19 protein-coding genes are annotated in these 12,746 nt (G+C 66.9%); 12 read left to right on the forward strand and 7 right to left on the reverse strand.

What is annotated here, in order from left to right; genetic code table 11:
- Window position 1 precedes the first annotated feature (1 nt).
- The 10 genes from ACQPYY_RS34320 to ACQPYY_RS34365 all read left to right on the forward strand — a co-directional run bounded on the left by ACQPYY_RS34320 (window position 2) and on the right by ACQPYY_RS34365 (window position 7,389).
- Window positions 2-1,690 (forward strand): phage tail protein, encoded by a 1,689-nt coding sequence (locus ACQPYY_RS34320; protein ID WP_433592323.1) that lies wholly within the window; start codon window positions 2-4, stop codon window positions 1,688-1,690.
- 36 nt (window positions 1,691-1,726) lie between these two features.
- A complete protein-coding gene (locus tag ACQPYY_RS34325; RefSeq protein ID WP_433592324.1) occupies window positions 1,727-1,963 on the forward strand; it encodes a hypothetical protein in 237 nt (78 codons plus the stop codon).
- A gap of 161 nt (window positions 1,964-2,124) precedes the next feature.
- Entirely contained in the window at window positions 2,125-2,655 is a 531-nt protein-coding gene (locus ACQPYY_RS34330; protein ID WP_433592325.1) for a phage gene 29 protein family protein, read from the forward strand.
- Window position 2,656: 1 nt separating this feature from the next.
- Window positions 2,657-3,925, forward strand: coding sequence for a peptidoglycan DD-metalloendopeptidase family protein (locus tag ACQPYY_RS34335; protein WP_433592326.1), 1,269 nt, complete (start codon window positions 2,657-2,659; stop codon window positions 3,923-3,925).
- Window positions 3,922-4,143: a hypothetical protein gene (locus ACQPYY_RS34340; protein ID WP_433592327.1), complete on the forward strand. Its 222-nt coding sequence runs from the start codon at window positions 3,922-3,924 to the stop codon at window positions 4,141-4,143. Before ACQPYY_RS34335 ends, ACQPYY_RS34340 begins: the two co-directional genes overlap by 4 nt.
- Before the next feature lie 43 nt (window positions 4,144-4,186).
- A complete protein-coding gene (locus tag ACQPYY_RS34345; protein WP_433592328.1) occupies window positions 4,187-4,522 on the forward strand; it encodes a hypothetical protein in 336 nt (111 codons plus the stop codon).
- A 116-nt stretch (window positions 4,523-4,638) separates the two neighbouring features.
- Window positions 4,639-5,433 carry a hypothetical protein gene (locus tag ACQPYY_RS34350; RefSeq protein WP_433592329.1) on the forward strand — a complete coding sequence of 265 codons (795 nt, stop codon included), beginning with the start codon at window positions 4,639-4,641 and terminating at the stop codon, window positions 5,431-5,433.
- A 10-nt stretch (window positions 5,434-5,443) separates the two neighbouring features.
- Complete coding sequence (locus tag ACQPYY_RS34355) at window positions 5,444-5,755, forward strand: LtfC-like domain-containing protein (RefSeq protein ID WP_433592330.1); 312 nt, start codon at window positions 5,444-5,446, stop codon at window positions 5,753-5,755.
- A gap of 24 nt (window positions 5,756-5,779) precedes the next feature.
- Window positions 5,780-6,121 carry a phage tail fiber protein gene (locus ACQPYY_RS34360; RefSeq protein ID WP_433592331.1) on the forward strand — a complete coding sequence of 114 codons (342 nt, stop codon included), beginning with the start codon at window positions 5,780-5,782 and terminating at the stop codon, window positions 6,119-6,121.
- On the forward strand, window positions 6,121-7,389 hold the full coding sequence (locus ACQPYY_RS34365) for a hypothetical protein (protein ID WP_433592332.1): 1,269 nt from the start codon (window positions 6,121-6,123) through the stop codon (window positions 7,387-7,389). The genes ACQPYY_RS34360 and ACQPYY_RS34365 overlap by 1 nt, the downstream gene beginning before the upstream one ends.
- Window positions 7,390-7,443: 54 nt before the next feature.
- Here ACQPYY_RS34365 and ACQPYY_RS34370 read toward each other — a convergent pair whose 3' ends face one another.
- From ACQPYY_RS34370 to ACQPYY_RS34390, 5 genes are all read right to left on the reverse strand, one after another.
- Window positions 7,444-8,067: a DUF2510 domain-containing protein gene (locus tag ACQPYY_RS34370; protein WP_433592333.1), complete on the reverse strand. Its 624-nt coding sequence runs from the start codon at window positions 8,065-8,067 to the stop codon at window positions 7,444-7,446.
- A gap of 146 nt (window positions 8,068-8,213) precedes the next feature.
- Window positions 8,214-8,411 (reverse strand): hypothetical protein, encoded by a 198-nt coding sequence (locus ACQPYY_RS34375; protein ID WP_433592334.1) that lies wholly within the window; start codon window positions 8,409-8,411, stop codon window positions 8,214-8,216.
- Complete coding sequence (locus ACQPYY_RS34380; protein ID WP_433592335.1) at window positions 8,411-8,851, reverse strand: hypothetical protein; 441 nt, start codon at window positions 8,849-8,851, stop codon at window positions 8,411-8,413. The genes ACQPYY_RS34375 and ACQPYY_RS34380 overlap by 1 nt, the downstream gene beginning before the upstream one ends.
- Before the next feature lie 504 nt (window positions 8,852-9,355).
- Window positions 9,356-9,715 (reverse strand): hypothetical protein, encoded by a 360-nt coding sequence (locus ACQPYY_RS34385; protein WP_433592336.1) that lies wholly within the window; start codon window positions 9,713-9,715, stop codon window positions 9,356-9,358.
- Window positions 9,716-9,717: 2 nt separating this feature from the next.
- Window positions 9,718-9,969 carry a MarR family transcriptional regulator gene (locus ACQPYY_RS34390; RefSeq protein WP_433592337.1) on the reverse strand — a complete coding sequence of 84 codons (252 nt, stop codon included), beginning with the start codon at window positions 9,967-9,969 and terminating at the stop codon, window positions 9,718-9,720.
- Window positions 9,970-10,386: 417 nt separating this feature from the next.
- Between ACQPYY_RS34390 and ACQPYY_RS34395 the strand changes: the two genes are divergently transcribed.
- The gene (locus tag ACQPYY_RS34395; protein WP_433592338.1) at window positions 10,387-11,595 is read left to right on the forward strand and encodes a helix-turn-helix domain-containing protein; all 1,209 of its coding nucleotides are present in this window, start codon (window positions 10,387-10,389) and stop codon (window positions 11,593-11,595) included.
- Window positions 11,592-11,933, forward strand: coding sequence for a hypothetical protein (locus tag ACQPYY_RS34400; RefSeq protein ID WP_433592339.1), 342 nt, complete (start codon window positions 11,592-11,594; stop codon window positions 11,931-11,933). Before ACQPYY_RS34395 ends, ACQPYY_RS34400 begins: the two co-directional genes overlap by 4 nt.
- A 17-nt stretch (window positions 11,934-11,950) precedes the next feature.
- Here ACQPYY_RS34400 and ACQPYY_RS34405 read toward each other — a convergent pair whose 3' ends face one another.
- A complete protein-coding gene (locus ACQPYY_RS34405) occupies window positions 11,951-12,253 on the reverse strand; it encodes a hypothetical protein (RefSeq protein WP_433592340.1) in 303 nt (100 codons plus the stop codon).
- Complete coding sequence (locus tag ACQPYY_RS34410; RefSeq protein ID WP_433592341.1) at window positions 12,250-12,558, reverse strand: hypothetical protein; 309 nt, start codon at window positions 12,556-12,558, stop codon at window positions 12,250-12,252. Before ACQPYY_RS34410 ends, ACQPYY_RS34405 begins: the two co-directional genes overlap by 4 nt.
- Window positions 12,559-12,746: the final 188 nt, after the last annotated feature.

Here is a 12,746-nt window from a genome sequence, read left to right on the forward strand (position 1 = left end):
CATGGCGGTGATGTCTCAAGCGCTGCTCGACGAGTGCGAGGCAATCTGGCAGGTCACAGAGAAGCGTGAGCGGCAGCGCCAGGCGCAACGCCTGCAAGCACCCGACGTGACGGTCTATGACGGCGAGTTCAACCTTCACGGCTGGATAGACGCCGAGTACCTCGGTGATTTCGAGTGGAAGGACAACGACACCGGCGCAGGTTCCACGGAACTGCCGTGGGATCACTATGTCGCGCGATGGATCTGGGACGAGTGGGGCCGTCTCCAGCGCGGCGAGAAGCGCGTCGTCGCGATCGTTGTCGAATGCCCGAACGGTGCACGCTGGTCGGGCCGTCTCGAATCCGTCTCGGTCGAGAAACGCGAGGACGGCTCGAAAGTCATTGCTGTCCAGTGGCTTTCGGACTACGAGACGATCAAGTGGTACACGATCTGGAGTAACGCAGCCCTGCCGAGCGCCCTGCAATTCCCGCGGGTTTTTCTGCTCGCGGGCGGCGCGCGGTGGTGCCTGCTTACGGCCCTCCACCTCCAGGTCATGCGCGAGCAACAGCACTGGTGGAACCTGCCGGACGACCCTCTCAATGTCGCATCCTGGGTACCGGCCGATATCTCGCAATGGTCGGTCGTCGTCAAGCCGCACAGCTTCACCGACGATCTCGCGGACGGCATTCTGTGGTGCCTGCTCGCGTCGCGATTCAAGAACTGGCACAACGTCGCGACCCCGATCCTCGCCGACGCCGAGCTCTCGGTCGTGTGGCGGCGCTACATGCCGAACCTCGGTGACGCGCAACCGATTCCGGGCGTCACGCTCCGCCCGGGCGCGCTCGTAATCGACATCGTCGACAAGAGCGGCTACTACGGGCAAGGCACCGCGAACGGCGGCACGCTGTGGGACGGGCTCGTACGCACCGTCGCCTCGTTCGTCGGCTCGTTCATCGATCCCGTTGTCGAGGAAATCGCCTCGATCGACGAGCCCACCTACAAGATTCCGGGATTCTTCAGCACCGCCAAGACCACGCCGTACGTGGTGTGGCTCGAGGGCGACGAGACCGGCATTCAATCGAGCAAGTACACGCGCTGGCCGTCCAAGGGCAAACAAGTGGTCGTCGGTGGCCACTCCATGTACGGCGTGAACGAGGCGATATCGGCCGCGGTGCAGCTCGCGTTTGACCTGCTCAGCGCCGCATTGTTCGTGCCCGCGGTGGGCGGCACTGTCGACGCCCTGCTCGCCCCGCTGTACACCGACACGGTCCTCGCATGGATGAACGTCAAGAGCCTCGAGCGAGCCCAAAACGACGGTTGGGCAGGCTATTTCGAGTATTTCCAGGATGGCGCGGACCGCGCATTCACCCTAGAAAGTCTGCTAGTGCTCCGGGCCGGGTTCTGGGCGACCCGCTCCCGCTTCGCCGCCGAGGTCAACGTAAACGACGGCTCACCCTGGGTGATCGGCGACCAGGGCCGCGGGCATTGCTGGGTCGGCGACCGCGTCGGATTCGGCATCCTCGGCGACAAGACCGGCCGCATTCACGTCGACCGCATCAAGTCGATTCGCCTGCGCTACAGCGATTCCGAGCCGCTGTCCTGGGTGCCGGTGATCGGCGACAACAGCGACGACAAAGACCCCGCCGTACGCGCGATCGAGAAGCTCGAGGGCGTTTTCTCCGCCCTTCACGATCTCGGCGTATTCGGCTGAATCGCACACCACGCCAACGCGATTGGAGGACTACCCATGTCGCAACTCGTCTACTTCCGCATCCCGCCACGCGCCCCCGACCGGTGTCGGCCGTTCTCGGCGCTGCGCTCGGCCGTCCCGCCGCCCGGGGCCGCCGCGGCGCGCTGCCTCGTGGGTGAGGTCGCCCAGTTCGACGAGTGCGAGGACGAGATCGACGAGGCCACACAGGTACCCGTCCGGTACCGCGGGCGCGTGATGGCGGCCCCGCTCGCAGCGATTCGGCCCGTGCTGTGAGCGACGAGACCACACCCGAGCGGCCGGACACCGACGTGCCGCCCCCGCCGCGGCGGCGCGTGTGCAAGGTGTGCGGGACCCGCCGGTGCCCGTGCGAGTACTGCCACACGAAATGCGGACTCGATCACGCGCCGTGGTTACCGATCAACTCGTTTCCGACTGTGAACAACTGCAACCCGAACAACCCGGGCGAGGCGTTCTTGCCGTTCCTGGTGGGCCTGCCCGGCATGCGTGGCGCGTCTATGGCGGTACCGATCGCGGGCCTCAAATCGTGGTCGGTGCGGTTGTGGAACTGCGGCGCGCGGCGCGCCGCCGAGCAGACCGAGTTCTACTGGCCGCCGAAAGCGGGCGAGATCAATCCCATGTTCGCCGCGGGCGAGTGGAAGGACGAGCCGCCGCCGGCGGATTGGTCGACCGAGGTCGATATCAACAAGCTGTCCGGCGTACTCCAGACCGAACTACAGCGGCAGTTCGCCGAGCGCGAGCAGCTCGCCGAAGCGGCCCGGCCGCCCGAGGTCCCGCGCGCCTACGTCACGCACATCACGCGATTCGACCCGCGCCACCACAGCGTGACCGAGGTCCTCGCGCACCTGCGCACCGCGAGTGATGCCGAGATCAATCGCGTTGTCGCGCTGGAAGCCTCGGGCAGCAAGCGCGCCGGAATCCTCAAGCGCTACCCGGGAAGGGGCTGACATGAGCGCAAGGTACTGGCCGCTCGGTGAGGGCCGCGTCGTCACCAGCGGGTTCGGTCCGCGAGACGGCGAATTCCATTGGGGCAGTGATTTCGGGCGCGCGGGCGGCAGCGGCGGCATGCCGGTCTACGCCGCGCAGTCCGGAACCGTCGTCATGTGCGGGCCTGCGTCCGGGTTCGGGTTCTGGGTCGTGCTGGACCACCCGGACGAGGCGGGCGGCGGCACCACCGTGTACGGGCATGTCGTGCCCGAGGTGAGCGTCGGGCAGCGCGTCGACGCGGGGGAGCGGATCGCGCGAATCAACCCGGACCCCAACAGCAACGGCGGCGTACCGCCGCACCTGCATTTCGAGGTTCACCGATACGTCTGGGTGCCGCCTGGCCCCGACCGGCTCGACCCGCTGCCATGGCTCGCCGCCGCGGCCGAGCCCGCAACCGGAGGCGAAAACATGCCAGCAGATATACCGACCGTGTTCGGCATCGACGTGTCGAACAACAACGGCCCCGTCGATTTCGCCGCCGCCGCGGCCGAGGGATTCGCGTTCGCTACCCACAAGATCACCGAGGGCGATTTCTTCGGCGACTCGTTCTGGCCGCGCGCCCGTGACGAGATGGCGCGGCACTTCCCGAATCGATGGGGCGGCTACGTGTTCTGCCGCGTCGCCTGCCACCCCGACGCCGAGGCCGACCTCGTGCTCGCCCACTCCGGCGGGACCGACTTCCCGCTACAGATCGACTACGAGGACGACCAGACCCCCGGCAGCATCGAGGATCTGCTCGCCCGCGTGAATGCCTTGCAGGCCCGCGGGTTCCGGCTGTTGCCGATCTATCTGCCGCGCTGGTACTGGCGCAGCCACATGGGCGCGCCGGACCTGTCCGAGCTCCCGGTCGGTATCTGGAACTCGGACTACGTGACCGGCGTCGACTACGCCTCGGCCCTGTACCCGGGCGACGGCGACAGCGGATGGGCACCGATGGGCGGAAAGCCTGTCGAGATCCTGCAATTCAGCGAGACCGCCATCGTGGCCGGTCAACGAATCGACGCCAACGCAATTCGCGGCGGCGCAGCCAAGCTCGCCGAGATCTTCGGCGACCGAACCGGAGGTTTCCTCATGGCACTCGACGACAACGAACAGCGCGAACTACTCGACAACCTGCGGTACATCCGCGGACAGCTCGGCCCGTGGCCGCAGCTGGGCCACAACGAGAAAGGCGAGCCGCTGACCCTCGTCGACGCCGTCGCCGAGCTGCGCAAGGAGGTCGGGAAGTGAAGCGGCCCGACCGCGTGCCCGAGCCCGCCCTCGTCCGCGGGCTGCTCGTCACGGGAACCGGCGTCGCCGCCTATCTCGTCGGGCACCAGATCAACACGGACTGGATCGAGGGCGTGCTCACTCTGTACGGGCTGCTCACCCCGTTGATCGCGGGCGCGCTGATCCGCCCGAAGGTCAAGCCGTGGCCGCCGTCCGGGCAGTCGGCTACGGCCGAGTGACCGGCGAATGTCCCCGTCTCACATCGGAACCCAGGAGGGCGACATGAACCTATCGGACATGGCCGATGCCCTCGGCGGGCTACTAGCCGGGGGCATCGGCGTAAAGCTGATCGACGGCGTGCTCGGCCGCCGCCGCGGCCGGACCGATGTCCTCAATCAGCTCGAGGAGATCAGCGGCCGACTCGCCGCCCGCGCCGAGGTTCGTATGCGCGAGGTCGAGCAGCAGCTCGCCGACTACAAGGCCGAGGACGCCGACCGCCAAATGCGGCAGCGGCTCGCCGCCGCCCGTCATACGGCCTGGGATCTCCAAGTCCGCGAGAGCCTGCGTGCCCTCGGCGTCGAGGTTGCGGAACCGCCTCCACTGGAGGTGATTCCGTGACTCAGCCAGACGGCGCGAATCCCAATGGCGCCCACAACCCGACGCGGCCCGGCTCGTTCCTGGACTGGCAGCACCTCACCGAGGCCGACATCTACAGCCAGTCGAAAGCCCCGATCGTGGGGCCGACCGGCTCGGCCACCAAGGCACAGCGCGACATAGCCGCGACAGACGGCAACGTGATTCCGTCCGGCTCGGCACTGTGGCAGACATTCACCCGCGACGCCGACTCGACATTTCCGCGAATCATGCTGCAACGCAGAGCAAGCGGCGTGAATATCACCGGCTCGACCGACAGCTCAGGCTTTCACAGCCACTCATTCTCAGGATCGGTGAGCGGTAGCAGCTGCTCAGGTACAACGAGTTCGTCCGGATCGCACTCGCACAGCGTCAACGCCTCCGGCACGATCACCTACTCGACACCGGACTACCAGCCCGCCGGGCACGGGGCGAACTTCGGCGAGCTGGGTTTCATCGAATGCACGAAGGACCGCACCTATACGCGGGCAACGTTCATCACCGGCGACTCTTGGACGCTGCTCGGCATCACTGCGATGTACGTCGAGGTCTACCTCATGAACCCGACGACCGGGAATCTCACGCTCATGTCGCAGACCGGCGATATCAAATCGCTTGTGAGCAGCACGAACACCGAATACACGGTCAACCTCAACACCGCGGTCGACGCGGCGAAGGCCGAGATATTCGCGGTCGGTACTCGACAGGTGACCAACGCTACCCAGACATGTAATTCGCTGTGTCAGTTGTCGTTCTGGCCACTGTCGGCCCCGGTCGGATTCAAACCGCAAGCCCTGTACGCCTACACGCCGGGCTCGTCGGTGCCGCTGCCCTCGGTGACGTACGCCTCGCTGACCTTCAACAACTCGTTCGCGCCGTACTACGCGCTGAGCTAGGGGGCCTCGAATGCCTATCGGATGGCGGGCAATCCGCGACGATATCGAACTCACAAACGGCGATTTCATCGCCTCGCGTACCCGGCCGGGCGGCGTCCCGCTCCCCGCCGGCACTACTGCCGAAATCAAGTGGGCGACCTCGCCCTCGCCCACGACGTGGGCCGCGACGATCGACGGCGCAACCGTGTCGTGGCGCGTGGAAGCCGCGGGCGTCGCTGCCATCCCGGCGGGGACGAAATTCGTCATGTGGATTCACTACCCGAACACGGTCACCGGCACGACCGACGACTACGAGTGGGTTATCGGCGTGGCCCGCCGGTGATCCTGAGCCGCAAGGAGATTCACCATGTCCAGTACAACCGCCGTCAAGAACAGCATGGCGAATGCGTGGGCCGCGCTCGGCAACACCTACAGCCTGCACACCGGCGACCCCGGCGCGGCCGGTACCAACAACGAGGCGTCCGGCGGCGGGTACGCCCGTCAAACCACTACGTGGGGCAGCGCCTCGGGCGGCGTGGTCACCGGTTCGCAGATGACTTTCACCGTGGTTGCGGGCACGTACACGCACGTTGCCCGCTGGAACGGCTCGACCTACCTCGGCACCGTCGACAGTGCGGACGTCAGCGTGAACCCGGCGGGCGAGGTCAAGGTCACCCCCTCGTACACATACCCGAGCGGCGCTGACTAATGCCGGTCGCCGCGCTTCGCTGGCCCGGCCCCGACGCCCGGCCGATCGAATGGCCCGGCCCGGATACCCGTGCGTTCGCGCGCTGGCCCGGCCCGGACGAGCGCGAGGTGCTGTTTCCACCGGCCCCAAAGTTCGTTCTATTCGCGACGGCCGCCGCGGTCGGCGGTGGCGTGGCCGCGGTGGGCCTGGTCTACGTTCCGCTAACCACGGCCGCCGCGACCGGTGGCGGCACCGCGGCAGCGAACGGGTATGCCTCGGTGGCGATATCGGCCTCGGCCGTAGGTGGTGGCGTCGCCGGAGCTCTCGTCCTGGGGGCGGAGATTCACGCGGACTCGATCGGCGGCGGCGTCGCCGCGGCCGTGGTTGTCCCCAGGGTGCTAATCGCCGCCGGGTCGGTGGGCGGTGGCCTCGCCGCCGCGGGCATCGCCCCGCCCTCGGCTCTCACGACGGCCGCGGCGACTGGTGGCGGCACCGCGGCGGCGGGTATCTCGTGGACACCACTAACCACGGCCGCCGCGGTTGGCGGCGGTACGGCCTCGGTCGCCGTCGCTGTCTCCGGATTGACGACGGCCGCAGCGAACGGCGGCGGCACCGCGGCGGCCGACGTGGCGGTGGGCTACCGCTGGTCGGACAGCTTCAACCGGACAGACAACGCCTCGCTCGGTACCGATTGGCGCGTCGACCGGAACGCGTCGCCGAAGATCGCGACGAACCGCGCGCAGATGAAGACCATGGCCAACGGCGACGGCCGCGCGGGCAACTGGGTGAGCTGGCAGGGCGGCGGCGGCACGCAGGCGGGCCGCTTCGCAACCGACAACTACGGGGTGAAAGCGCAGCTCATCACACCCGTGGGGAACCTCGCGACCGACAATTTCACCTGCCTTGTCCTGGCGGTCGCGGACACGTTCGGCGCTGGCACCATGTGCTACCTCGTCGTGACGACCGGCAACGGCTGCGCCATCTACACGCAGCAGGGTCTACCGCCCGCGTCCGGTATCTCGAGCGGGCAGAGCGGGCAGACGCAACGCGCGGTCGTCGCGACCAATATCGCGGTAACCGACCTCATCGAATTCCGGCGCGTCGGAAACGTGTTCACGGCCTACCGCAACGGCAGCACGTTCGGCCTGTCCTGGACAGACAGCGGCAACCTCGTGTCCTCGGGCGCGACAAACCGCCGATGGGGGTTCGTCGTCGAGGGCAACTATCCCGTGTTCAATGCCGAATACCGTTCCCCGGCGGTCGATTCGATCGAGGGATTCGACCTGTGAGCGAAACACGAAGCGCCCCGGCACATGCCGGGGCGCTTTCGTCGTTTCTGGGGCTTAGCCCTGGGTGAGCTTCACAACGCAGGCGTCGACCGCCTGTACCCGCTCGTCGCCGGGCGAGATATTGACCGGTGCGGCCGAGGCTTTCGGGAACTTGGAACCGTTGCGCGCGCCGCCGGTGCTCGCGTACGGGACATTGTTCGACAGAATCCACACGTCCGACCGCTCGGCCATCTTCCCGGCGGCGTCGACCGTCGTCGCGCCGAAGAACACGAGCCGTCCATCGGTGATCACGGTTCCGTTCGTCAGGTGCTGGCCGCTCTTAGTGAGACCGGCCTCGATCAACGCGACCGTGTCGGCCGGGGCCGCGGTGCACCGAGGATCGGAGTACGCCGCGGGCGCGGGCGCGCTTGACGGCGCAGCAGCCGCGGGCGCGCTCGTCGTGGTCGGTGCGGGCGCAGCGCTCGAGGGCGGCGTCGTCGGGGCCGTGGTGGGTACCGGCGAAGCCGCCGAGCTGCTCGGCGCTGCGGATTTCGAGTCCTTGTCCTGGGGGCCGACGATTGCACCGAGCACCGCCAGGGCGACGAACACGACGACAACAACACCGATGCCGATCAGCCATGGTTTCGCCTTGTTGCGCTTCGGGTTCTGGCCCGGCGCGGGCGGATTAGGGACGGTCAACGAAACCCCCTTGAACGTGTCTTTAAGTGCGAGTTACCGATGCTTCACGATCGCGTGCCTTTCGCTCGCCGTTAGCGAGACTGGCCGGTTGGCACGATTTGTCAGCAGAAAGGCCCCCGACCCGATCGGGTCGAGGGCCTCTCGTGTCAGTAGTCGCCTTCGCCTCGCTCGAGGGCCGGGGCTCCGGCAATGCGCTGTATCTCCTGCGCCGCAGCGACCAGCATTTCCACGACCTTGTCGGCTCCGGCGCGATCGATGTCGCGCAATAGCTCGTGCTGATCTTCCGCGATCGTGGTAATCCGCTGCGCCAGTGTGCTTGCCGCGGCCCGGGTGTCGTCGCTCATCAGTTGCCCCCGTTCGGGTCGGAATCCTTGGCGGGCCGATTCTCGCAGGTGACAACGTTCCTGTATTCCGAATGCTGCTCGTGCTTGTCGCCGTCCGCGGTCACATAGAACGACATCCGCCACGTCCCGTTGTAGCAGTGGGTCGATACCCGAAAGTCCACATCGTGGCCAGGTGCGGGGATGTCGTTGTTGTTGGCGAACTCGGCAATGGTCCAGTGGTCGCCGTCCTCGTAGTCGAGGGTGAGCGTTCCGGCGTGACTGCCTGGGGCCTTTGTGCACCGAGCCGTGCCGAAGCCCTTGATGTCGGGCTGAATCACGGTGGGTGTGCCGGTGAAATCGAACGTGCAGTAGTTGATACCGGGCCAAGCTTGCGCGGCCGGGGCGTAAGCGGTGGTCGCGGTGGCGGCACTGAACAGGAGGGCGGTTGCGCTAGCAATCATGTAGGCGCGCATAGGGTTACCTCACCTAGTGGTTATTCGATTGATTCAGTTGTGGCATTGCGGTTTTTCGAGACTCAACGCGTCGCCCCGGTGAATGACTCTGCCCGGGCCGCCGGGGCGACGCCGCAAGGAATAGGAACCGGCACGGCGAGGGGGCGTGCCGCACCCCCGGCCGTTGCCAGCGGTCGATCCGGGGGTGCTCAGGTCACGGGGGAGTGCATTCGTTGCCGTGCGGCGGGGCTCGCGCGCGTCGTGTGATCATTCATCGACCCGAGCTATCGCCCCTGCGGCGCGCCTGTTCGGCTAGCCGTGTGAACAGCTCCGCCGCATCCAACCGCATCGCCCGGAGTTCCGCGGTCGGAATCATGCTCGGATCGTGAAGCATCGCCAACAGCACATGCTCGGTCCCAATAGGGCCGCCATCGCCGTTGCAAGCCAAATCGTCAGCGGCACTGAGCAGCTGACCGAGGGGAAGTCTGACACCATAGGTGATGACTACGCCGTTCATCGGGCACCCTCGCTGATCACGACCGTTGTCGGGTCGTCGGTCTCGTCGCCGTCCTCGGTCGAGATCGTGTACCTGATTCCGGTGTCGACACAGATCACGTCGGCGAACTTCACCAATGCGTCGATCTCACCAGGCTCGAAATGGTCGGCACTGGGCGCGATGATTGCGTTGACTTCCTCGTTCCATACGCGAGTCATCAACCGTTGTACGACCGTGCCCTCGTCGGGTGCCGCGAAGACCATGAGGCCGATCTCGTAGCCGAGTTGACCGGCGGCGTCGTGCATTTCGGCCTCGTGCTGGCGCTGTTGAGCTCCGGACACCTTCCGGCGCAGGAACCCGATAACGTCCTCTGTCACGACTAGGCCCCCGCGTATTCGCGGTACACGCGCCGCGTGATCGCGACGCGGCCCCGATTGGTCGCGCGCCACCGCGCGGGACCCTGCAAGGTACCCAGCGCCAGCCCCGTACGCGAAAGGCGCATCAACGCCCGGTGAATCGAGGAATCGGGCAGCCCGGTTGTACGGCAGAGTTGCCGTACGGTGAGCGCCTGCTCTGGTTTCAGAATCGAAAGTGCACCAAGCACTTTCGCCTCTGGTTCGGTGAATGCCATTGGTTACCACCTCCGACTGATTGGTGTGTATGTGCGTGGCGGCTCGGCCGCGAGTCGGGCCTGAATGTCGGCGACGGTCAGCCGAGGCGCGTTACGGTCTATCGGGCTCACGAGGCGGCCGATCAGGGGCGCGACTAACAACGCGAGCGCCGCGAGCGTGATAGCAAGAATGAGATCCATGTCCGGCAGCTCCCGGTACTCGACAGTCTTGGTAGAGCGCCCGGTGCCAGCGATTGCGGTCCGTTGACCGGCGGTTGCAGTGCGATCGATACAGAATGGTCGCTGGTCCCGTACTGGCACCGGGGCTAGCAGGAACGATGTCACCGCGGCTGGTGACACCGGGGGGACATTTGGGGGCAGGCGGGGGCAATTCGGAGCTACATTCGGTGGCACGACCACGCTTGCAGGGGGCGACCAATGATCGTCGTGACGAACTGGACTAGCCGTGATTGCCTCGCGCTTCGCAAAGCAATGGGGGCGGCCGTGTCGCAGAGCATGTTCGCGATCCGCCTCGGCGTCAACGTCCGAACCATCAAACGATGGGAGGGCGGCGGCAAGATCGGACCGGCGGGACTCGCCGACCTCAACACCGCCCTCGCGAATCTCTCACCGCCCGAGGTCGAGGCATTCCGGCAATACCGCACGGGGGCAACGGACCTCGCCGCCGGCACTTCCGAGCTGCCTCCGGTCGACGACGAACGGCTCGCCCGAGCCGGACGAGCCGACGCCGCCGCGATCAACGTTGTTCGCTCAACGCTGTATGCAGCAATGGAACTCGACGACAAACTCGGCTCGCCCGCAGCAATCGGACTGGTGACCGCACAGCAGGCACTCACAAAAGCGATGCTGCGTGACTGCGCGCCCGAGCTCCGGCCCAACCTACTGAGCCTGTACGCGGAATGGCACGGGCTCGCCGGTTCCCTCGCCGCCGACGACGGCGACCAGGCGACCGCATTGCAGCGCTACGAGGAAGGCCGCGAGCTGGCGCACGACGCCGAAGACGACGACCTCGCCGCCTACCTGCTGTGTCACATGAGCCAACTCGCCGTTTGGCAGGACCGCCGCCGCATTGCCATGGATCACGCAGTAGCGGCCCGATCCTGGGTGACCGACACCCAAGATCGGCGTCTACGCGCCTATGTCGGAATCCGGCTCGCCGACGCCGCCGCCCGCAACGGCCAACGCCATGCCGCTATGGCTGCGCTCGACGAGGCCGAGCACGCTCTCGACGGCCTCGGCCCCTGCTGTCACCCGAGCGAGTCCCGCGCCTACTTTGTTGGTCCCGGCTTGATCGAGTCGTACCGCGGTCTCGTGCTGACCAAGCTCGGGGATGCCATCCCGGCCGCGGTCGCGTCGCGTCGCGCTGTGGCGCAGATCGAACCGACATTCGTGCGCGACCGGGCAGTGACTCTGCTCGAACTCGCCGAGCCGCTCGAGTTGCTCGGCGACATAGACGAGGCCGCCGCCGTGATCGGCGAGGCCGCCGAGCTGACCGACCAAAACCGGTCGCCCAGGTTGGCGAACTCGATCGTGACCGCGCGGCACCGCCTGTCACCGTGGGCGGGGACCAAGGCCGTGCGTGAGCTCGACGAGCAGCTCGACGAGCGCGATATGGTGAACCGGTGAGCGACCCCCGCATAGCCGCAGCCCTGGCAAACCTCAGGGCTGCTGAATCGCGGCTACTCGCGACCGGTGAGACTCGGACAATCGAGGGCGGCGGCCGTGCCCCGGCGCGGTCGGATCGCTTCAAGGCCGCCAGTGCCGAAATCCACACGGCAAAACAGGCGCGAAATAGATTGTTCGCCGAGCTCGTCGGCGACGCGCAAGCGGTGCCGACTGAGCTGATAGAGCAATTCGGCCTGACCGGCCGCGAGGCAGCACACATCGTGGACACAGCCCGAACAGGATCGCTGAGACTGCGTGCGCACGTGTTCGGGCCGACACTCGTCCCGAGGCCCGAATAGGCGCGCGGCCCACTCGATCAGTACCGGTCGTCGACCTCGTCGGCGTCGACCTCACTCACCGCCTCGGCGAGGGCGCGCAGCCGGGCGAGGACTACCTCGCTCGGCGCGCCTGTCCGATAGACGCCGTCCCCGGCCGTGACCACGCCGCCGAGCATCGGGAGCGCGAGCAGCTCGAGCACCTGCTCGACCGCGTCGAGGTCCGGCACCGGATCGACGGCCGGACGGACAGCGCGCAGTACCTCGGCCCCGTCGAACAGCGTGCCGGGCGCGACCTCGGCGAGCACGTCGAGGACCGCGGCGAGTAGATGATCGTGTGTCACGAGATCGAGTTACCCCACGGGTCGCGCCAGTCGACCCAATCGCCGAGTTCCTGCTCAGGGCCGCGGTGTTTCTCCCACCACTCCGCGAACTCGGCCTGTTCCGCTTCGGTCGGCTCGCCGAACGGGTCGAACCACTCCGAGTCGTGTTCCGCCATGGGACGCAGCCTAGGCCCGTCGTCGTAGTAGGCCGACGAAATCAGATACTCGGCAGCAACCATGGCGCAGCTATCAGCCGCGGCGAGGATCTCAGCGCCGGATACGGGGTCGATAGCGGCGAGGTCTGCCTCGAATGGATCGGGGTTCATGTGCGGATAGGACGCGCCTCGCTGGCCGCCGGTTCCGCGGACTCGCCGAGGTCGCAGCCGTGGACAAGGTGTGGACACCGTCCACACGAGGGCGCTATTCTGGCCCGACTTGACCCGGCCGAAATCCGAGATGATTCGAGATGCCGCAGGACAAGGGACCTACCGGAAGGGCTTGCCCTGGTCGGGGT

This window comes from Nocardia sp. CA-145437 (assembly GCF_050956485.1).
Taxonomy (GTDB): Bacteria; Actinomycetota; Actinomycetes; order Mycobacteriales; family Mycobacteriaceae; genus Nocardia.

Coding starts and splice junctions, on each gene's coding strand:
- ACQPYY_RS34320 (WP_433592323.1), top strand. CDS start 2: ATGGCGGTGATGTCTCAAGCGCTGCTCGACGAGTGCGAGGCAATCTGG.
- ACQPYY_RS34410 (WP_433592341.1), bottom strand. CDS start 12,558: ATGAACCCCGATCCATTCGAGGCAGACCTCGCCGCTATCGACCCCGTA.
- ACQPYY_RS34390 (WP_433592337.1), bottom strand. CDS start 9,969: ATGGCATTCACCGAACCAGAGGCGAAAGTGCTTGGTGCACTTTCGATT.
- ACQPYY_RS34380 (WP_433592335.1), bottom strand. CDS start 8,851: ATGATTGCTAGCGCAACCGCCCTCCTGTTCAGTGCCGCCACCGCGACC.
- ACQPYY_RS34355 (WP_433592330.1), top strand. CDS start 5,444: ATGCCTATCGGATGGCGGGCAATCCGCGACGATATCGAACTCACAAAC.
- ACQPYY_RS34360 (WP_433592331.1), top strand. CDS start 5,780: ATGTCCAGTACAACCGCCGTCAAGAACAGCATGGCGAATGCGTGGGCC.
- ACQPYY_RS34395 (WP_433592338.1), top strand. CDS start 10,387: ATGATCGTCGTGACGAACTGGACTAGCCGTGATTGCCTCGCGCTTCGC.
- ACQPYY_RS34375 (WP_433592334.1), bottom strand. CDS start 8,411: ATGAGCGACGACACCCGGGCCGCGGCAAGCACACTGGCGCAGCGGATT.
- ACQPYY_RS34365 (WP_433592332.1), top strand. CDS start 6,121: ATGCCGGTCGCCGCGCTTCGCTGGCCCGGCCCCGACGCCCGGCCGATC.
- ACQPYY_RS34325 (WP_433592324.1), top strand. CDS start 1,727: ATGTCGCAACTCGTCTACTTCCGCATCCCGCCACGCGCCCCCGACCGG.
- ACQPYY_RS34345 (WP_433592328.1), top strand. CDS start 4,187: ATGAACCTATCGGACATGGCCGATGCCCTCGGCGGGCTACTAGCCGGG.
- ACQPYY_RS34335 (WP_433592326.1), top strand. CDS start 2,657: ATGAGCGCAAGGTACTGGCCGCTCGGTGAGGGCCGCGTCGTCACCAGC.